Annotated in this window: 16 protein-coding genes and 5 pseudogenes; 13 read left to right on the top strand and 8 right to left on the bottom strand. The window is 68.8% G+C overall.

Annotated elements, in window-relative coordinates:
• Positions 1–227 precede the first annotated feature (227 nt).
• On the top strand, positions 228–1,541 hold the full coding sequence (locus KI385_RS42695) for an MFS transporter (RefSeq protein ID WP_238577359.1): 1,314 nt from the start codon (positions 228–230) through the stop codon (positions 1,539–1,541).
• Positions 1,542–1,766: 225 nt separating this feature from the next.
• Here KI385_RS42695 and KI385_RS42690 read toward each other — a convergent pair whose 3' ends face one another.
• Positions 1,767–2,204 carry a nuclear transport factor 2 family protein gene (locus tag KI385_RS42690; protein WP_238577358.1) on the bottom strand — a complete coding sequence of 146 codons (438 nt, stop codon included), beginning with the start codon at positions 2,202–2,204 and terminating at the stop codon, positions 1,767–1,769.
• 49 nt (positions 2,205–2,253) lie between these two features.
• Positions 2,254–3,174, bottom strand: a complete 921-nt coding sequence (locus tag KI385_RS42685; RefSeq protein ID WP_238577357.1) for a zinc-binding dehydrogenase — start codon at positions 3,172–3,174, stop codon at positions 2,254–2,256.
• Between the two features lie 151 nt (positions 3,175–3,325).
• Here KI385_RS42685 and KI385_RS42680 point away from each other — a divergent pair, with 151 nt between their 5' ends.
• The 5 genes from KI385_RS42680 (at position 3,326) to KI385_RS42665 (ending at position 7,797) form a co-directional block, all read left to right on the top strand.
• On the top strand, positions 3,326–4,276 hold the full coding sequence (locus tag KI385_RS42680; protein ID WP_238577356.1) for a LysR family transcriptional regulator: 951 nt from the start codon (positions 3,326–3,328) through the stop codon (positions 4,274–4,276).
• A 110-nt stretch (positions 4,277–4,386) separates the two neighbouring features.
• Entirely contained in the window at positions 4,387–4,677 is a 291-nt protein-coding gene (locus KI385_RS44850) for a DUF6333 family protein (protein WP_425357047.1), read from the top strand.
• Positions 4,607–5,293, top strand: a complete 687-nt coding sequence (locus tag KI385_RS42675) for a hypothetical protein (protein ID WP_238577355.1) — start codon at positions 4,607–4,609, stop codon at positions 5,291–5,293. The genes KI385_RS44850 and KI385_RS42675 overlap by 71 nt, the downstream gene beginning before the upstream one ends.
• A gap of 325 nt (positions 5,294–5,618) precedes the next feature.
• The gene (locus tag KI385_RS42670) at positions 5,619–6,545 is read left to right on the top strand and encodes a hypothetical protein (protein WP_238577354.1); all 927 of its coding nucleotides are present in this window, start codon (positions 5,619–5,621) and stop codon (positions 6,543–6,545) included.
• A 130-nt stretch (positions 6,546–6,675) separates the two neighbouring features.
• The gene (locus tag KI385_RS42665; RefSeq protein WP_238577353.1) at positions 6,676–7,797 is read left to right on the top strand and encodes an IS630 family transposase; all 1,122 of its coding nucleotides are present in this window, start codon (positions 6,676–6,678) and stop codon (positions 7,795–7,797) included.
• 71 nt (positions 7,798–7,868) lie between these two features.
• Here the strand turns inward: KI385_RS42665 and KI385_RS42660 are convergent, their stop codons facing one another.
• From KI385_RS42660 to KI385_RS42645, 4 genes and pseudogenes are all read right to left on the bottom strand, one after another.
• A complete protein-coding gene (locus KI385_RS42660; RefSeq protein WP_238576850.1) occupies positions 7,869–8,246 on the bottom strand; it encodes a nuclear transport factor 2 family protein in 378 nt (125 codons plus the stop codon).
• 81 nt (positions 8,247–8,327) lie between these two features.
• A complete protein-coding gene (locus KI385_RS42655) occupies positions 8,328–8,993 on the bottom strand; it encodes an NADPH-dependent F420 reductase (RefSeq protein WP_238577352.1) in 666 nt (221 codons plus the stop codon).
• 62 nt (positions 8,994–9,055) lie between these two features.
• A complete protein-coding gene (locus KI385_RS42650) occupies positions 9,056–9,244 on the bottom strand; it encodes a hypothetical protein (protein ID WP_238577351.1) in 189 nt (62 codons plus the stop codon).
• Positions 9,245–9,474: 230 nt separating this feature from the next.
• Positions 9,475–9,633: pseudogene (locus KI385_RS42645) on the bottom strand (Helicase associated domain protein); the annotation flags it as partial.
• Positions 9,634–10,032: 399 nt separating this feature from the next.
• Here KI385_RS42645 and KI385_RS42640 point away from each other — a divergent pair.
• Positions 10,033–10,154: pseudogene (locus KI385_RS42640) on the top strand (IS5/IS1182 family transposase); the annotation flags it as partial.
• Between the two features lie 3 nt (positions 10,155–10,157).
• On the opposite strand, the gene KI385_RS42635 reads toward KI385_RS42640, so the two are convergent.
• The gene (locus KI385_RS42635; protein WP_238577350.1) at positions 10,158–10,715 is read right to left on the bottom strand and encodes a TetR/AcrR family transcriptional regulator; all 558 of its coding nucleotides are present in this window, start codon (positions 10,713–10,715) and stop codon (positions 10,158–10,160) included.
• Between the two features lie 88 nt (positions 10,716–10,803).
• Here KI385_RS42635 and KI385_RS44350 point away from each other — a divergent pair, with 88 nt between their 5' ends.
• The 3 genes and pseudogenes from KI385_RS44350 to KI385_RS42620 form a co-directional block, all read left to right on the top strand.
• Positions 10,804–11,886 carry a DUF2867 domain-containing protein gene (locus KI385_RS44350; protein ID WP_342593512.1) on the top strand — a complete coding sequence of 361 codons (1,083 nt, stop codon included), beginning with the start codon at positions 10,804–10,806 and terminating at the stop codon, positions 11,884–11,886.
• Between the two features lie 196 nt (positions 11,887–12,082).
• Positions 12,083–12,898, top strand: a pseudogene (locus tag KI385_RS42625) (IS5 family transposase).
• A gap of 179 nt (positions 12,899–13,077) precedes the next feature.
• Positions 13,078–13,473 (top strand): annotated as a pseudogene (locus tag KI385_RS42620) (transposase family protein); the annotation flags it as partial.
• A gap of 366 nt (positions 13,474–13,839) precedes the next feature.
• Here KI385_RS42620 and KI385_RS42615 read toward each other — a convergent pair.
• A complete protein-coding gene (locus KI385_RS42615; protein WP_238577349.1) occupies positions 13,840–14,481 on the bottom strand; it encodes a TetR/AcrR family transcriptional regulator in 642 nt (213 codons plus the stop codon).
• Between the two features lie 150 nt (positions 14,482–14,631).
• On the opposite strand from KI385_RS42615, the pseudogene KI385_RS44910 reads away from it, so the two are divergent.
• The 3 genes and pseudogenes from KI385_RS44910 to KI385_RS42600 form a co-directional block, all read left to right on the top strand.
• Positions 14,632–14,814: pseudogene (locus KI385_RS44910) on the top strand (DUF2867 domain-containing protein); the annotation flags it as partial.
• Positions 14,815–14,960: 146 nt separating this feature from the next.
• Complete coding sequence (locus tag KI385_RS44905) at positions 14,961–15,152, top strand: DUF2867 domain-containing protein (RefSeq protein WP_483439810.1); 192 nt, start codon at positions 14,961–14,963, stop codon at positions 15,150–15,152.
• A 167-nt stretch (positions 15,153–15,319) separates the two neighbouring features.
• Positions 15,320–15,736, top strand: coding sequence for a DUF6463 family protein (locus KI385_RS42600; RefSeq protein ID WP_238577348.1), 417 nt, complete (start codon positions 15,320–15,322; stop codon positions 15,734–15,736).
• The last annotated feature ends 476 nt before the right edge of the window (positions 15,737–16,212 follow it).

Here is a 16,212-nt window from a genome sequence, read left to right as displayed (position 1 = left end):
GCAGTGGGAAGACCGTCTCCCTTTGCTGGGGCCCAAGTTGCACTCGCGCCGGCACCCCTCGTTGCAGGAGACCGTGCTGGGCCGAACGAGGCACCCCCGCGACCCGTTCGGGTTGCCGAGGACCCTGCGCTCCTCGCAACGCACACCTGGCACCCGCTCCTGTCGTTGGACGTAAGCGACAGACGGAACGCGGCACCAGGTGACGCAAGGAGCGGAGGCGGCGACCGATGGCAGCGAGCGCGGACGGGGCTGTCGGCCAGCAGGCGGTGCACACGGTGGCGAGGAGGCTGCTGCCGCTGCTGTTCGTGCTGTACGTGGTCAACTTCCTTGACCGCGCCAACATCGGCGTCGCCGCGCTGGCCATGAACGCCGAGCTGCATCTGAGTGCCACCGCCTACGGTACGGCCGCGGGGATCTTCTTCGTCGGGTATGTCGTCTTCCACGTCCCGGCGGCCGCGGCCCTGGGCCGGTTCGGCGCCCGCCGCTGGCTGGCCGGAGTGGTCACCGCGTGGGGACTGTGCTCGGCCGCCACCGCGTTCGTCACCGACGCCCGTGGCCTGTACCTGGCCCGGTTTTTCCTTGGACTGGCCGAGGCAGGCTTCTTCCCCGGTGTCGTCGCCTACTTGACCGCCTGGTTCCCCGCCCGCGAGCGCACCCGCGCTCTGGCCCTGTTCCTGCTGGCCATTCCGCTCGCCACCGCCGTCGGCCTGCCATTCTCCGGCCTGCTGGTCGAGCACTCCCGCCTCCTCGGCCTCAGCGGCTGGCGGGCGATGTTCCTCGTCGAGGCAGCCCCCGCCGTCGTACTCGGAATCGCCGCACTGCGCCTGCTGCCGGACTCACCACTCCAGGCAGCCTGGCTGACGGCCGGTCAACGGCAGTCCCTGGCCGCCGAGCTGGCCAAGGACGCGCCACCCACCGTCGGGGACCGCGCCGTGTTCGGCCGCGTCGCGCACTTCGGGCTGGTGCACGCGGGACTGTGCTTCGCCGCCTACTCGCTGCACTTCTTCCTTCCGCAGGCCCTCGCCGGCCTCTTCCCCGGCGTGGGCACCTTCGGTGTATCCGTGCTCGCCGCCCTCCCGTACGTCGTCGGGGCGCCCGTCATGCTCGTCTGGAGCCGCCACGGCGTCCGGAAGGACCGCCGGGCGTCGCTCATCGCCATGCCCGTCGCGGCCGCCGCGCTCGCCGCCACTCTGGCCGCAGTCTCCCACCTGCCCTTGCTCACTCTGGCCGCCCTCACCGTGGTGGTCGCCGGGGGCCTGGCCGCGGCACCCGCCTTCTGGAACCGGTGCACCGGCGCCCTGGGCGGCCGCCACGCGGCGACCGCCATCGCCGGGATCAACGCGCTCGGCAACATCGCCGGCTTCGCCGGCCCCTCCGTGACTGGACGCCTCGCCGATGCCACCGGCGACTACCGGGCGGTCTACGTCGTGATCGCTTGTGCCTTGGCGACCTCAGGGGCGGCGGCCCTCCGGCTCCCCGCCGCTCCGCCGACTCCGGCCGTCCGGCCGACAGCCATGGTGCCGGACCGTATGGCCGGGTGACGGGAGAGCAACAGTCCGGCGACCGGCGCACCGGTGACGCCCATTGCCGCACGGGACGGCGGCTTCCCCGCACCGCTCACAGTCGGTGCGTCCTCTCGGCCATGCGGCCACGGGCGCCCGGCTCGGAACCCGACATCCCGCAGGCCACGCCGGTTGAAAGCCACTTCCTGGGCAGCCGGGCCTCGCAGTGCCTGCCGGCATCCCGGCCATCCGGCGGTGTGCGGCTTACGCGTCGCCGACGGGCCGGGGGGTGTCGTGGTCCGGGAAGAGGGTGGCGGCGACGTGGTGGGTGTCGGTGTATTCGATGACGGAGGTGATCTTGCCGTCGCGGACGGTGAAGATGCCGAGGCAGCGGTTGTCGTAGATGCCGCCGTGCACGGTCGTGGCGCTGGAGGTCCATTCGGCGACCACGCGGTCGCCCTCGGCGAGGGTGCTGACCAGGGCTATTTCGAGGCTGCCGGGGACGAAGGCGGGCCCCAGGCCGCCGAGGAAGTCGTTGATGATCGCGTCGCGGCCGTGCCACACCTTGGAGACCGGCAGGCTGCCGGGGTAGTGCCAGGTCGCGTCCTCGGCGAAGCTGTCGTGGATCACGTCGGCGTCGCTGTCGCGCACGGCCTCGACGTAGCGGATGACGACGGTCCGGGGGTCGGGGGTGCTGCTCATGGTCGTGCTCCTTGGTGTGGTCCGCGGGGTTTCCGGTCGGGGGACGGGTTCAGGACAGGGTGAGGACGGCCTTCCCGCGGATGCGGCGATCGCGCAGGTCGGTCAGGGTTGTTGCGGTGGCGGCCCAGTCCGTGACGCGGCCGATCTCCGGGTGCAGACGGCCCTCGTCGGTCAGCCGGACCAGCGCCGCCAGGTCGTCGTCGAGGCGGGAGTCCGCGTCGAGGTAGTGGAAGTGGCGGATGACGGCCGACTCGGGGCCGCTGAAGAAGTCGAAGAAGTCGAGCGTGGCAGGGGTACGGCTGGCCTGGCCGAACCAGATGAGCGTGCCGCGCTTGGCGAGCCGCGCCAGTGCGAGCGGGAGGGCCGGGCCGCCGGTCGACTCCAGCACGACGTCGTAGGGGCCGCGGGCGTCGGCGACGTCGTGGACGATTTCGGCGGCGCCGAGTCCGGCCAGCCGGGCGCCTCGTTCGGCGTCCCGGGTGACGGCGGTGACCTGTGCGCCCGCCGCGGCCGCAAGCTCGGTCACGTAGTGGCCCACACCGCCGGATGCACCGGTCAGCAGGACCCGGCGGCCCGGCACGGGCCCCGCGGCGCGCAGCAGCCGCAATGCGGTGAGCCCGGCCAGCGGCAACGCCGCGCCCTGGAGCACCGAGACGCCGTCCGGTAGTTCCGCGAGGGAGTCCGTCGGCACCGCCACGTATTCCGCCCAGCCGCCCGCCATGGGGTGGCCCACGACCCGGGTGATCCCGGCCGGTCCGCTTCCGTCGGCGGCCGGCTGCACCACCAGCCCCGCGATGTCCTTGCCGGGGCGCTCGCCGGGCACGGGCTTCTCCAACTTGAACGTCTCGCCCCGGTTGACCGAGAACGCCTCGACCTTCACCAGCGCCTCATGGGGGCGTGGGGTCGGCTCGGGGACGTCGGCGAGCACGACCGGCTCGGCGGGATCTCCTGTCGGTATCAGGGCCTTCATCGTGGTTCCCCTCCTCGTTGGCCTCCGGGGCCCTCCCCCGGTGCGGCGCCTGGTGCGGCGTCGAGGACCATCTGACCGGGTGGCGGGGCGGCCCGGCCAACAACGCAGTCGCTCGGCCGACAACGTGCGGTTGTCGCATAAGGTCAGCGGCATGGATCTCGACCTCGCCCTGGTCCGCACGTTCACCACGACCGCCGGGACGCTGCATTTCGGACGCGCGGCCGAAGAGCTGAACACCAGTCAGCAGGCGCTGTCCAAGCGCATCGCACGGCTGGAGGAGCTGGTGGCAGCCCGGCTGTTCGAGCGCGAGGGCGGCGTCCGGCTGACCGAGGCGGGCGAACGGTTCCTGCCGGCCGCGCATGAGGCGCTGGCGGCGGGCGAGCGCGCGATCGCGGCCGTGGGCGGCGCCGGTTCGGTCGTGCGGATCGACACCTGGGGGCACCTCTACGCTCCGATGCGCACCGTCGCCCAGGCCGTGCAGGCGCTCGGGCCGGTGCGGCTGGAGCCCGGCCCGGGACGCGACTGGCCCTCGGTCGCGCAGGCGTTGCTGCGCGGCGAGAGCGACCTGGGCTTCGGCCGGGTGCACCCGCTACCCGACGGCCGCGATGCGGGCCTCACTCAGCGGCTGGTGCGGCTGGAGCCCGTCGACGCGCTGGTCGGCCCGTCCCATCCGCTGGCCGGCGCGAACGCGCTGCGCCCGGCTGACCTGCGCGGCAGCACCCTGTGGTGCCCGGCCGAACTGAGCCGCCTGGACTTTCTCCGCCGCTTCGCCGACCACTTCGCCCTCACCCGACGGCAGGACGGCCCCAACCTGGGTCTGGAGCACCTCGTCCAGCACCTCCGCGGCGACGCCGGGTGCTTCACCCTCTTCCCCGCCGACGCGCCGCTCCCCGACCACGCGGGCCTGCGCGCCATCCCGCTCGTCGAACCGACCCCGCTGTACGCCTGGTCGCTGGCCTGGCGCGAGTCCGCCCGCCATCCGCAGCTCGACACCCTGCTGCACGGCTTCACCGAAACCGGCCGCTCCCGGCGCTGGCTCGACTACGCCCCCCAGCGCGACTGGCTCCCGGACACCGACCACGCGAAGCTCGCGGTTGGCTAAGGCTTGTCCGATGGTTCCCGCCCGGCTCGCGCCGAAGGAACAAGCACGGGACGCGACATCAATGGACAGGGCTCGCACCGCTGTCAGTCGTCATCGCTACGGTGCCCGTCATGACCGACATCTCTTTCTGGACGCACCCGCCCGAGACGGCCGTCCGCAGTTCGAACTCCGACGAATACGCCATCCCCCTCCTGGACCCGCCGCTGCCCAAGAGCACCGCCGAGTTGTCACCTCACGACCACGTGCGGGCACGCGCGTTCGCAGAAGTCTTCCCTACGGTCGACGCGGTGCCGGAAGAACTTCCTCCCGAGCCTGGGTCCGAGGCTCTGCATGCGGAGACGCCCTCAGCCCGGTCAGGGCAGCGCTCACGACCGCCGCACGGCGCTGGAGGACATCAATGACGGGCTGAGTCAGCGCGAACTCGAGCTCAGTTACAGCGTTGAGGTCGGCAGTGATATCGGGACGCTCGTTCCGGCCCTGCGTGTCGAGTGCTTCCACCAGGAACTGTTCGGTGTCATGGGCCTGACCGAACGGGCCGCCACCATCGGCCAGATGCTCCAGCGTCTCGGGAACGCCACTGCCGCGGAGTTGACGTCCGTGGAAAGCATGGAACGGCGTGCCGCTGACCGTCGGCGGGTCCGTACCATCGTGTCCGTCACCTTTGTCACCACCATCACAGGCACACTCAGCCTGCTGTTCGGCTTCTTCGGCATCAATGCACGGCAGGTCGACCAGCAGCGGTCGATGTTCGACGACCACTACACACCGATTTACGCGCTGATCACCGCTATCTTGCTGTGTGCGGTGGCGATCTTCGGTGCGATGCGTCTCCAGGAACGGTGGGAAGAACGACGCGATCGCGGCAGGACACGGACCTGGGAGGGCACCCACCGGCTTTTGGCGCGCGAAGTCGGCACCGTCATCCTTGACCCAGCAGATGCGCCTGCGGCCCGCCGCATCCCCGGTTCACGCCCTGCGGGCGGAGCTGACCGGCGAATGCGCTCCGCCGCTCGCTGACGTGCAAGCTGAGTGAGCAGAGCCATTGCTGACGGCCAGTGGATGGGTGGTGGCGTCGTGGGTCAGCGAGACCGGCCCGGCCGGGATGGTGGGGCCGCGAAAAACCTGCGCGGCGTTCTGTTCGTGCTGTATATCAGCGGCCGAGCACGGCGCTCTGCGCGCTCGGCCGTCCTGTGTGGCGGCGCCTATGTGGGGCGCCTGACACGGTCCAGGGGGCCGGTCAATGGTCGGCGTCGTCCCGAGGCGCAGGCGGCAGCACCGAGGAACGAGACGTCACCTAGGGAATCGATCCGGTCGAGTGTGGGTCGGCAACTAGGCTCCGCTCATGTACGAGGACGGGACGGACGCGCGGGCACTCTTCCAGGCGTTGCATGACCACGATGGTCCGGACGCGTACGGGAAGGTCGCGGTGCCGTGGCTGGAGCACGCTGGGGACGACTACCGCGCGTGGCTTGCTGGGGCCGCCCTCCACGATGGTTGGTGGGCCGGCGAGGCGGCAATTCACGGGAGGAGGTTCCTCATCCGAGAGCTCTACGCCCTCAGCCGTGTGAGCGATGTGTTGCTCCTGGGGTTCCAGCCTGCCGCTGACGCTCCGTCCGGGCCGTCGTGGCCAGTCCGCCGTCTCCAATGGCCAGGGGTCTCCCTGTTCGAGTACCTCGCACTGTTCACCGGGCTGGGAATGACGCCGTTCGACCATGGCGGGTTCGACCCGTTCTTCCATGAGATCGTCGACGTCGAGCAAGCCGACGACCCGGCGGCCCCGATCCAGGTCACGCAGGTCGTGTGGCCGGGGCTGATGCTTGGCGACCTGCTCTTCAGCCGGGCCGGGGTCCGTGTCCGGGCCGGGAGAAACCACGCCCAGCGCGGCGTCGCCGACCGCTTCCCGCTGTACTGGACCTTCCGGCGCAACTACCGGCCGACGGTCGATGAGTCCCACGGATGGGGTTCCCACTCGCAGTGGGCCAACGACTTCCGCCTCGATTACCGTACGTCGACGTCCCTGCAGCTCAATGTCGCCGGAGACGCGGGTATCGACGTTCCGGGAGACCTCAATGAAGAGGCGGCGCAGTTGACGGCCGGTGAACGGCGTGAACTCCTGCGTCACCGTTGCCTCCTGCGGGCACCCGACGCCGCCAACGTGCTTGCCGAGATGCCCGGTTGGGAGAAGGAACTCAGTCCGTTCGCATGGCGGCTGCCCGGCTCGGACACCGGCGTCGCGCGGGCCGCGGTGGGCGGAGAGCGACGCGGGTGAAGCATGCCGTCGGGGTCGGCGGACTCCCTCACCGCGCCTACGCCTAGTGCTGTGACCGTGAAGGTTCGCCGGGTTGGTGGTCGCGACGGTTGGATGTGCGGTGACGTCCGATCCGATCGCTGGAGGCGCGGTGGCTGAGCCTGTCCGTGTACGCAGACTGACCGACCAGGAAGGCCAGAAGCTGCAGCAGATCGTGCGCCGGGGCAGCACGAGTTCGGTGCGCTACCGGCGCGCGATGATGCTGCTCGCCTCGGCGGGCGGGAACCGGGTGCCGGTGATCGCCCAGCTGGTCCAGGCCGACGAGGACACCGTGCGCGATGTGATCCACCGCTTCAACGAGATCGGCCTGGCCTGCCTGGACCCTCAGTGGGCGGGAGGCCGTCCCCGCCTACTCAGTCGTGACGACGAGGAGTTCGTCATCCGGACGGCCACCACTCGTCCCAGCAAGCTCGACCAGCCCTTCACCCGCTGGTCGATCCGCAAACTCGCCGCCTACCTGCGGAAAGTGCACGGACGTGTCATCCGCATCGGCCGTGAAGCCTTACGGTGCCTGCTCCGGCGCCGCGGCATCACCTTCCAGCGCACCAAGACCTGGAAGGAGTCACCCGACCCTGATCGCGATGCCAAGCTCGACCGGATCGAGCAGGTGCTGGACCGCTTCCCGGACCGGGTCTTCGCCTTCGACGAGTTCGGGCCCCTGGGGATCCGGCCCATCGCGGGCTCCTGCTGGGCGAAGCAGGGCAAGCCCAACCGGCTGCCGGCGACCTACCGCCGCACCCACGGCGTCACCTACTTCCACGGCTGCTACTCCGTGGGCGACGACCGCCTGTGGGGCGTCAACCGCCGCCGCAAGGGCACCGCCAACACCCTGGCCGCGCTCAAGTCGATCCGCGCCGCCCGACCCGACGGCGCCCCGATCTACATCATCCTGGACAACCTCTCCTCCCACACCGGCGCGGACATCCGCCGCTGGGCGAAGAAGAACAAGGTCGAGCTGTGCTTCACCCCGACCTACGCTTCCTGGGCCAATCCGATCGAGGCCCACTTCGGCCCGCTGCGGCAGTTCACCCTGGCCATCTCCCACCACCGCAGCCACCCCGCGCAAACCCAGGCACTGCACCGCTACCTGCGCTGGCGCACCACCAACGCCCGCCACCCCGACGTACTCGCCGCCCAACGCAAGGAACGTGCCCGCATCCGCAGCGAAAAGGGCATCCGCTGGGGCGGACGCCCCCTCAGCACCGCAGCCTGACAAACTGCGAACCGCAGCCCCCGAGCGCCGAAGGGGCAAGTTCAGGAGAAGGACAGCGACAGAAGGATGACTCAGGAGGCGGACGCCTCGATCTCCCCCGCAAAGACGATGACCTGGTCGATGAGGCTCCGCCGCAGATGGACGACGTCCGTTCCCGCCAGGCGGGGGCCTCCATCCGGCGTGGTGAAGACCCACTTGTACCGGGCCCACTCGTCAGGCATGTCCACCGCTGAGCAGCGCACCATCGTGCCGGTCCCCGCTGGGTGGCGCCGGATGTCCAGCACGAACCGCTCGACCGCCGCGATTCCTTCGCTGCGGCCCAACGGCCCCCAGAAGACCACGTCTGAGGTCAGGGCCTGGGAGAGCAGGGCAGTCACATAGCTGTCGTCCGAGGCGTTGAACGCGGAGATGAACGTGTCGATCGCGGAGCGTGCGGTCTCTTCCTGCATGCTCCAGTAATACCAGCCGTTTCGCGTGCGCTCGTCCCGCGAGCCGCCTTCCGATCACGGTGAACCATCCCGGTCACAGCACTAGGCCTGCGCCCGGAACGCCTCCGGTCGCTCCGGGGACGCCTCGGCCAGGGCCTTGGTGACCTCTTCGACGCCCGCCCGCAGGCCGTAGACAGGGGTGTCGGGCTGCTGGCGCCAGGACGTGTCGATGCCGCCCGCGTCGACGGTGTCGAACCCCAGCTCGTCGATCAGTTCGCGGACCGCGTTCTTGGCTGTCTCGTCGTCACCGGACACCGGCAGCGCGATCCGCTCCGGGTGGTCCGCGGGGCGCGGCTTGTCGAGGATGTCCTGGGCGTAGGTGCCGTTGAACGCCTTGATGACTCGGTGGCCGATGTGCTGCTCGGTCCAGCGGCTTTCGGTCAGGCCGTCCTCGATGGCGGCGATCCGGCCGTCGCGTTCGTTGGGGTAGTAGTTGCCGGTGTCGATGACGGCCACGTTCTCGGCTGCCTCGTCCAACAAGCCGGACGGCAGGTGTGGGACGGCCTTCAGCGGCACGGTGATCACCACGAGCTCGGCACCGCGTGTCGCCTCGGCCACGGTGGTGGGGGTGGCGCCGGTCTCCTCGGCGAGTGAGGTCAGGGTGTGCGGGCCGCGCGAGTTGGCGACGGCCACCTCGTGGCCGAGCGCGGTGAGGCGCCGGGTGAGGTTGCCGCCGATGTTGCCCGCGCCGATGATGCCGATCTTCATGGACCGTCCTCCTACAGGTGGCGACCGTGTGTCGCACCTGGCCAACCTGCCGGCCACCGGTCCTATTCCGGGCTCGCGGCCCGCCCTCGCCTCGCCTCGGCCCGGGCCGGGACGGGACGGAGCGGGTGTCTGCCGTGGGCCTCGGTCGTGCTGTGGGCGGGACGTGGCCAGTCCAGGACTGGGTACTTGGTGTCCAGGTAGGTGTCGATGCCCTTGCGGACGCCGTCGCGTCCGCGTCCCAGCTGGTTCATCCGCGAAAGGGAGCCACTGGGTTGGGGGCGGAGATGGCGGCCTGGTTGATGCCGGCCGTGCCGCTTTCGAGCCGGTCCGCGCTCTGCAGCGGCCACCGAGGCGAGCGCGTTCGTGCGTACTTGGCTGGGCTTCGCAACGCATACACGGGCGGTGCCGCGCGGGGAATTCTGTTGCTGTGCTGCCGAACACGTCTCTAGGGCCCGTTGCTTGGATACGCCGGCCTCACGAGTCACCACTGCATGCCGATCTCTTCAAGTTCGGTGACGCGTTCTGACTGGAGTCGTTCTCTGCGGCGACGGAGGCTGCTGATCCACTGCCCCAGGTATACGGGGTCTCCGTTCAGGCCCTCGACATGGCGCTGGGGAACGCGGAGGTGTCCCTCTCGGGCGTGAAAGGCGCGAGTCCACGCTGGAAGGCACGCTCACGGCGCAGCTGGGTGCGGGTGTTGTACTCGTTTCGGAGCCGGGCCGGTTCCTGTTGAGCGGTGGTCAGCAATCCTGCCTGGTCGCAGACGGCTTGGTGGGCTGCGTGAGCGGCAAGGAGCTGCGACTCGAGCTCTGTGACTGGGGTGGTTCCGGCGGCTCCGGTTGCTGGGTGTGCTGTTCGGCGAGGTCGCTGCGCGTGTGTGTGGCTTGGCCATGCGTAGCCTCGGTGGCGTGTCCTGTTGAATTATTGTCCCGTTGATCGGATGTGACACCTGGGGAATTGGCTGCAGTCCGGTGTGGTCTGGAGGACTTCCCGGAGGACGTGTTCGAGCCGTTTGCGCGGGAAGCATGCGGCTCCCGCCCGCAACCGCCGCGACCTTCGGCGTCGGCAGATCAAGCACACCATTTCCGAGCGCAAGGACCAGCGGGCCAACCGAACAAACTCCGCGGCAGCGCGGGCGGCCAACCTGCGGGCTTCGGCCGGCGTCTACTCGAGCATCCGTTGCAGCACCATGTGCTCGACATCGTCGTGCGTTCGCGTCCCGTGGTCGAATGCTATGAAGTGGGCCGCGATCCGTACCGATGTCACGATGGTGCAGCGAACTTCCACCTCGTCCTCGTCGCGGCAGAACTCCCGGAACAGCTCACGTAGGTAGTTCATCTGCCGGTTATCGACGCGCTGCAACCTATGCGCGACAGCAGGGTCGCGCCGCGACCAGTCTCGAATCGCCAGCTCTGTGCTCACATCGGTGGTCACTCCTTTTCGGCTTCCCGCGATGCGGAACAGATTGCGTAGGCGATCTCGCCCCTCGCCACCCTCGGCCTCGACGCTTTTGATGATGTCGTCGGTGACATCGCGCTCCCACGCGTCGAGCATCTCTTTGAGCAGCGCGTCACGGTCGGCGAAGTAGCCGTAGAACCCACCCTTGGTCACTCCGAGTGACCTTGCCAGGGCCTCGATCCGCACCGCATCCGGCCCCCCGGTCGCGAGGGCGCGCAAGCCGGCGTGGATCCACGCTGTGCGCGGCGTCGTGGCGTTTGCCACAGGAAACCTCCAGGCCTGTCTATACGGTGTCGTATAGAAGCAGTTAGACTCCTTCTATACGGCACCGTATAGAAGGTGGATGCCCATTATGACCCGACTTCCTGAAGCAGTCCACAGCGCCCACCCGTGGCGAATCCACGAACTCACCCGCGACTTCGAGCTTGAGGACGTGTGGGCAGTCCGCATACCTGGCGCCGGGCCGGACGACTTCCCCACGATGCTCGCCGCGATGCAGGCATCCGCCGGACCCGCGAGGGAACCCTTGCTGTCCCGGTTCCTGTTCGCGGTGCGCTGGAAGCTCGGTGCTCTCTTTGGGTGGGACAGGCCCAAGGCGGGCATCGGGACGCGGGTTCAGCCGCTGCGCGATCGCCTGCCCAACGACCTTGGCGAGGCCCCACGCGGCTCGGACGCCGGGCTTTCGCCACTCACCTCGGTGTACGAACTCAACAACGAGTGCGCCTTCGAGCTGGCGACCAAGACCGTCCATGCGGTCCTGCACCTGGCGTGGGCCCCGACCGCTAGCGGCGAACACGAGCTCCGAGTGGCGGTCCTCGTGAAGCCCAACGGCCTGTTCGGACGGCTGTATATGGCCGCCATCACGCCGTTCCGACGCCTCATCGTCTTCCCGGCGTTCATGCGGCAGTGGGAACAGGCGTGGCGGGACCGTGGCCGCCCAGGTCCAAAAGGCGGCAGCGCGGGCACCGTTGACAGCGCCGTGGGGGTGCACCACATCCCCGAGTCCATCCGCGCTCTCAGCTCGTTGTCTCACATCGACTACGTCGACGTATTCACCCTCCGCACGGACGCGGACGCAGGCACAACACCGGAGCAGTGGGCTCGTGCGATGTTCGGCGACGTCCCCACCGTCGCGGAGCAGCTGATTTGGCGGGGGCTCCTCGGACTCCGACTCAGCCGAGGGCGGTCGCCCGAGACCGTGGCCGGATGGCAGATCACCGAACGTGGCGAGGACTGGATCCGACTCGAGACCTCTTCCTGGTTTCTGACCGGCAACCTCCTCGTACAGGCAACCGAGGGGCGGGTGTCGTTGGGGACCTTCCTGCGCTATGACCGGCGCCTGGGCCATGGCGTGTGGCCCCCGTTGTCCGCCGTCCATCGCCGGCTGGCACCCGGGCTGCTCCGCGACGCCGCGTCAAACGTTCGAGCGGCTTGACTCGGAAACCGGTGGCCACCTTGGGCACCGGGCGCCTGTGCAACGTAAGGTCACGCCACCCGGCCGACGGCTCGGCGGATGCGGTGACGTTGCCCAGGCGCGAGGGATATCACGGGGATGCCCAGGGAGGGCCAGTCGCCGCCCCGCCCTTTAGATCGTGTCCTTCCTATGTGGTGAGTTGGACGTTGAGATGGTCATGGGGAGGGGGCGGTGGAGTTGGATCGTTCCGGATGGACTCTGGGAGATCGCGCGGGTGTTGCTGCCGCCGTCGCGGGTGCGTCCACAAGGAGGCGGGACGCAGAACACCCCTGATGAGGCGGCATTCGCGGCCATCGTCTACGTGCTGGTGAGTGGGTGTGCCTGGCGGTCGCTGCCGCCGTGCTTCGGGATCTCGAAGTCCACGGCCACCGCCGGTTTCTGATCTGGTCGCGGGCCGGCGTGTGGGGCCGGCTGCACCAAGCCGTGCTCGACAAACTTGCCGCCAAGAAGCTGCTCGATCTTTCCCGCGTCGTCCTCGACACCGCCCATGTGAGGGCGAAAAAGGGGGCGAACTTGCAGGTCCGAGCCCCGTGGACCGGGGTAAGCCGGGTTCCAAGATCCATGTCCTGTCCGATCGGTCGGGACTGCCTCTCGTGGTCGGTGTCTCAGGTGGTAACACCCACGACAGCCAGGGGCTGAAGCCCATGGTCGCCGGCCTCCAATCGAGACACGACCCCGATCGGGGCCGGAACTACACACCCCGCAAGCTTCACGCCGACAAGGCATACGACCAGCCCGACCTGCGTAAATGGGTCCGTGGCAAGCGGGTTGGCGTACGGATCGCCCGCAAGGCATCGAGTCCAGCCAGCGTCTGGGGCGCCACCGTTGGGTGATCGAGCGCACGATGTCCTGGCTCTCCGGTTACCGCAGACTCAGCCCACGCTGCGAACGTCACCCCCGCAACTACCTGGGTTTTCACGGACTTGCCGCAGCCTTGCGTTGCTACAAGCGCATGGGCCGCCTCACCACATAGGACACGGTCTTAGACAAGAGATCACGGTCCCGGAACTACCGAAGATCTCCGCCTGGCAGGAACGAGGCATGGCGGAGCCGGACTGAACACGGGGATCTCAGTCCCGGAACGGCGGCAGGCTTCCACCTTGCTTGGTGTCCCTTGCGCCCACGCACTCGGGACCACCGATGAGCAATTAGAACTACCGGTACTCAACGGCCCATCAGGTTGTCATCGACGCTGACACCCGCATGGTCGTCGTGGTCGGCCGGCCCGTGCCGGGTAACCGCCACGACTCCCGCGGATGGCGGAATCCGGAGCCAAAGCCGCCGTCGGAATCACGATGACCATCGCCGACGGCGGGTACCCAGGGCACCGGCCTGGTCATCCCGCACCGCCGCCCCAAAGGCGAGGAGCTCCCCGCCTGGAAGGAGGAACACAACCGCTCCCACAAGCAGGACCGGGCGCGCATCTAGCACATCTTCGCCCGCAGGAAGAGCTGGAAGATCCTGCGGGATTGCCGACTCAAAGGCGACGGCGTCCACCACGCCATGCTCGGCATCGCCCGCCTGCACAACCTCAACCTCGCCGGCTAGGCAGCAGGGTCACACTGCGGTCGACCGCATCGTAGATCACTTACGGGACGGCCCTTAGGCGTGCAGGTGAAGTCCATGCCCCCGGCAGAGGCGACTGCAGTGGCTCAGTGAGACGCGCTCCGAGCTTGGGAAGCATCGGGTGCTTGGTGTTGGTCACGCCGCTGACCTGCGGTGACGCAGCCTCCCGCCCTCGCCCGATATGGCTCTGAGGGCCGCTGTTGACCGCGAACGACCGCCTCGACGGGCACGCTTCGGGCACTCCGCTGCGGTCGCTGAACGCATCGTGCGTTCGCCTCTGCGGACTCCCTGGCTGGTCACCGCAAGTGACCAGCCAGCTGCCCCTCCGCTCGTCTTCGAGGATCTGGATTACGTCACGATCGCACTGTCGGAATCGTCCGGGGCGCCGGGAGCTCCGGCTCCAGTGAGGGCGAGTGTCACGTCGAGAAGTGCAGAGGTCAGGGCGGGGAGTTGGTCGGGGGATTCGGACAGCAGGAACAGCCAGGCGAAGACGGGGCCGACCAGCAGGGCGTTGAGGGCGGCCGGGTCGGGGCGGGTGGTGAGCTCACCGCGCGCGGCTGCGCGGTCCAGGATCTCCGTGAGAGTTCGGCGCTGGGCGGCGAGGTATTTCGCGTCGAACCGTTCGTGTAGTGCGGGGTCGGCGTGGATATCGGCCAACAGGCCGGGAATCGTGCCGTGCGGCGGAGCGGCCATGCTGTCCGCGACTTCGGCTAGCACGGCGGCCAGGTCGGCGCGGAGCGATCCGTGGTCGGGTGCCACGGCCAGGAACTGGCCGGGCACGAGTACGTCAAAGATCATTTCTTGTTTGGTGGCGTGGCGCCGGTAGATCGCCGCCTTGCCCACGCCGGCTCGCGCCGCGACCTCGGCCGTTGTGAGCCGTGCGTACCCCACCTCGGCCAGCAGCTCTCGAACGGCGGAGGCGATGGCGTCATCGACGCGGCTGTCCCGGGGGCGGCCGCCCTGGTTTCTGGCTTGCTTTCGCGCAGACATGCATGCATCATACGGAACCGTGAGTATCGAAACCAACAGTTCCAGAACTACCGGTTCCGTGTTCTCTGGTCCGGCCGTCGGCCTGGCGCACCGTCCGTGCCGACGGCGTGGTCTACGACGCCGAACTCCGCCCCGACCATCGACGCGGTGATGGCCGCCGACGCCACCAGCCGGTCCCGGCCCAACGAGTTCACCCGCGACTTCCGGACCGAAGACGTATGGTTTTTCCGCGCCCCCGACTCCGGACCCGATGACTTCCCCGCGATGCTCGACGCGCTGAAGACGGCGTACGACGGCCGCAAGGAGCCGGCCGCCGTCCGGTTTCTGTTCGCGGTGCGCTGGAAGCTCGGTGCCCTGCTCGGCTGGGACGCCCCGAAGGAGGGCCTGGGCGGGCGGGTCGTCTCGCTGCGCTACCGGTTCCCCCGCGACCTCGCCCGGACCGCGAACGCCGCCGCCCCTGCACCGACCCGTTCGCCGAGGTGTACCAGCTCGACAACGAAGCGGCCCGCGAACTGGCCGACAAGACCGTCCACGACATCATGCACCTGGGTTGGGTGCCGACCGACGACGGCGGATACGAACTGCGCATGGCAGCCCTCGTCAGACCCAGCGGACAGTTCGGACGGCTCTACATGGCCGTCATTGGTACCTCATCATCTGCCCGGCCCTGACCCGCCGATGGGAACGCGCCTGGCTCGACCACGGCTACCCGCAGCGGCACACCGGAGACGCCGCGCGCACAGAAACCAGGACTGGCCCGGATTGATCCGAACCACGGCCTAACGACAACCGTGTGAAGTCTCGCGGCTCCACATTCGCAAGAGATGGGACGATTCAGATGATCAAATGTGCCGGCTGGCTCCTTGTGTTCCTCGGAGCCGCGCACACGCTCCTCGCCCTGACGCTGGAGGGGGCAGCACGCCACGCCGGGGAGTGGTTCAGCGGGGCGCTGTGGGGCGAAGACTTCTCCGAAATGAGCCCGGCCAACAGTGCGCTCTGGCTGTCTCTGGAGAGCTTCGGCCCGCCACTCATCGTGGTCGGCCTGATCGTCCTGTGGCTGGACCGCCGCGGCATCACACCACCGCCGTTCATCGCGTGGACGCTGGGGATCTGGGGCGTGGTGGACGCCGTCATCCTCATCACCACGCCCTGGCCACTCTTCCTGCTCGCGACCATCCTGCTGTTGGTCGGAGGCCGCCGAACCGCCAGCCGCGGCAACCCCGCGCCGCACGCCGACGCGACGCGGATGCCGTAGGAAACCGCCTGGTGACCAGGCCCCCGCCCACCCTCTGTATGAGCTGCATCTGGGTGTGCTCTGGATTGATCGAGGCCACAGCCTGGGTTCAAGTCGGTGGGTGGCATCAGGCTGGGACGGCTCGACGCCGCCGACCTGGATACGGCACGCACGTTCGCCGAAGGACTGCGAGCTCGGATCAGCGCCAACTGCCCGCCCACTGACCTGGCCACCGCGTAATCATCGCCTTGAGGCCGCGGATTTCACGGAGTTGGGCACGCGAAGGGGCACGGAGAGCCGCAACAGGTCTGCTCAACGAACAACCCCCGCGCCACTGGTCTGGGGGTTGTGGTGGAGCGGGCGACGAGAATCGAACTCGCGCTCCGAGTTTGGGAAGCAACGGAGCCTGCGAGATTGAAATGCCATCTCACCTGTACCAGATGTAGGGATGACAGTCCGGCTGGAGGCCACTCTTGACACCCCTCTTGACCGGGGGT

This window comes from Streptomyces inhibens, from assembly GCF_022221585.1.
Classification (GTDB): Bacteria; Actinomycetota; Actinomycetes; order Streptomycetales; family Streptomycetaceae; genus Streptomyces; species Streptomyces inhibens.
This window is presented reverse-complemented; position numbering and strand designations above follow the sequence as displayed.

What these genes read in the sequence shown, in the direction of transcription:
- KI385_RS42650 (WP_238577351.1), bottom strand. Translation starts at nt 9,244, where the DNA reads ATGAACCAGCTGGGACGCGGACGCGACGGCGTCCGCAAGGGCATCGAC.
- KI385_RS42690 (WP_238577358.1), bottom strand. Translation starts at nt 2,204, where the DNA reads ATGAGCAGCACCCCCGACCCCCGGACCGTCGTCATCCGCTACGTCGAG.
- KI385_RS44350 (WP_342593512.1), top strand. Translation starts at nt 10,804, where the DNA reads ATGACCCGACTTCCTGAAGCAGTCCACAGCGCCCACCCGTGGCGAATC.
- KI385_RS44850 (WP_425357047.1), top strand. Translation starts at nt 4,387, where the DNA reads ATGACCGACATCTCTTTCTGGACGCACCCGCCCGAGACGGCCGTCCGC.
- KI385_RS42660 (WP_238576850.1), bottom strand. Translation starts at nt 8,246, where the DNA reads ATGCAGGAAGAGACCGCACGCTCCGCGATCGACACGTTCATCTCCGCG.
- KI385_RS42615 (WP_238577349.1), bottom strand. Translation starts at nt 14,481, where the DNA reads ATGTCTGCGCGAAAGCAAGCCAGAAACCAGGGCGGCCGCCCCCGGGAC.
- KI385_RS42680 (WP_238577356.1), top strand. Translation starts at nt 3,326, where the DNA reads ATGGATCTCGACCTCGCCCTGGTCCGCACGTTCACCACGACCGCCGGG.
- KI385_RS42600 (WP_238577348.1), top strand. Translation starts at nt 15,320, where the DNA reads ATGATCAAATGTGCCGGCTGGCTCCTTGTGTTCCTCGGAGCCGCGCAC.
- KI385_RS42675 (WP_238577355.1), top strand. Translation starts at nt 4,607, where the DNA reads ATGCGGAGACGCCCTCAGCCCGGTCAGGGCAGCGCTCACGACCGCCGC.
- KI385_RS42655 (WP_238577352.1), bottom strand. Translation starts at nt 8,993, where the DNA reads ATGAAGATCGGCATCATCGGCGCGGGCAACATCGGCGGCAACCTCACC.
- KI385_RS42695 (WP_238577359.1), top strand. Translation starts at nt 228, where the DNA reads ATGGCAGCGAGCGCGGACGGGGCTGTCGGCCAGCAGGCGGTGCACACG.
- KI385_RS42670 (WP_238577354.1), top strand. Translation starts at nt 5,619, where the DNA reads ATGTACGAGGACGGGACGGACGCGCGGGCACTCTTCCAGGCGTTGCAT.
- KI385_RS42685 (WP_238577357.1), bottom strand. Translation starts at nt 3,174, where the DNA reads ATGAAGGCCCTGATACCGACAGGAGATCCCGCCGAGCCGGTCGTGCTC.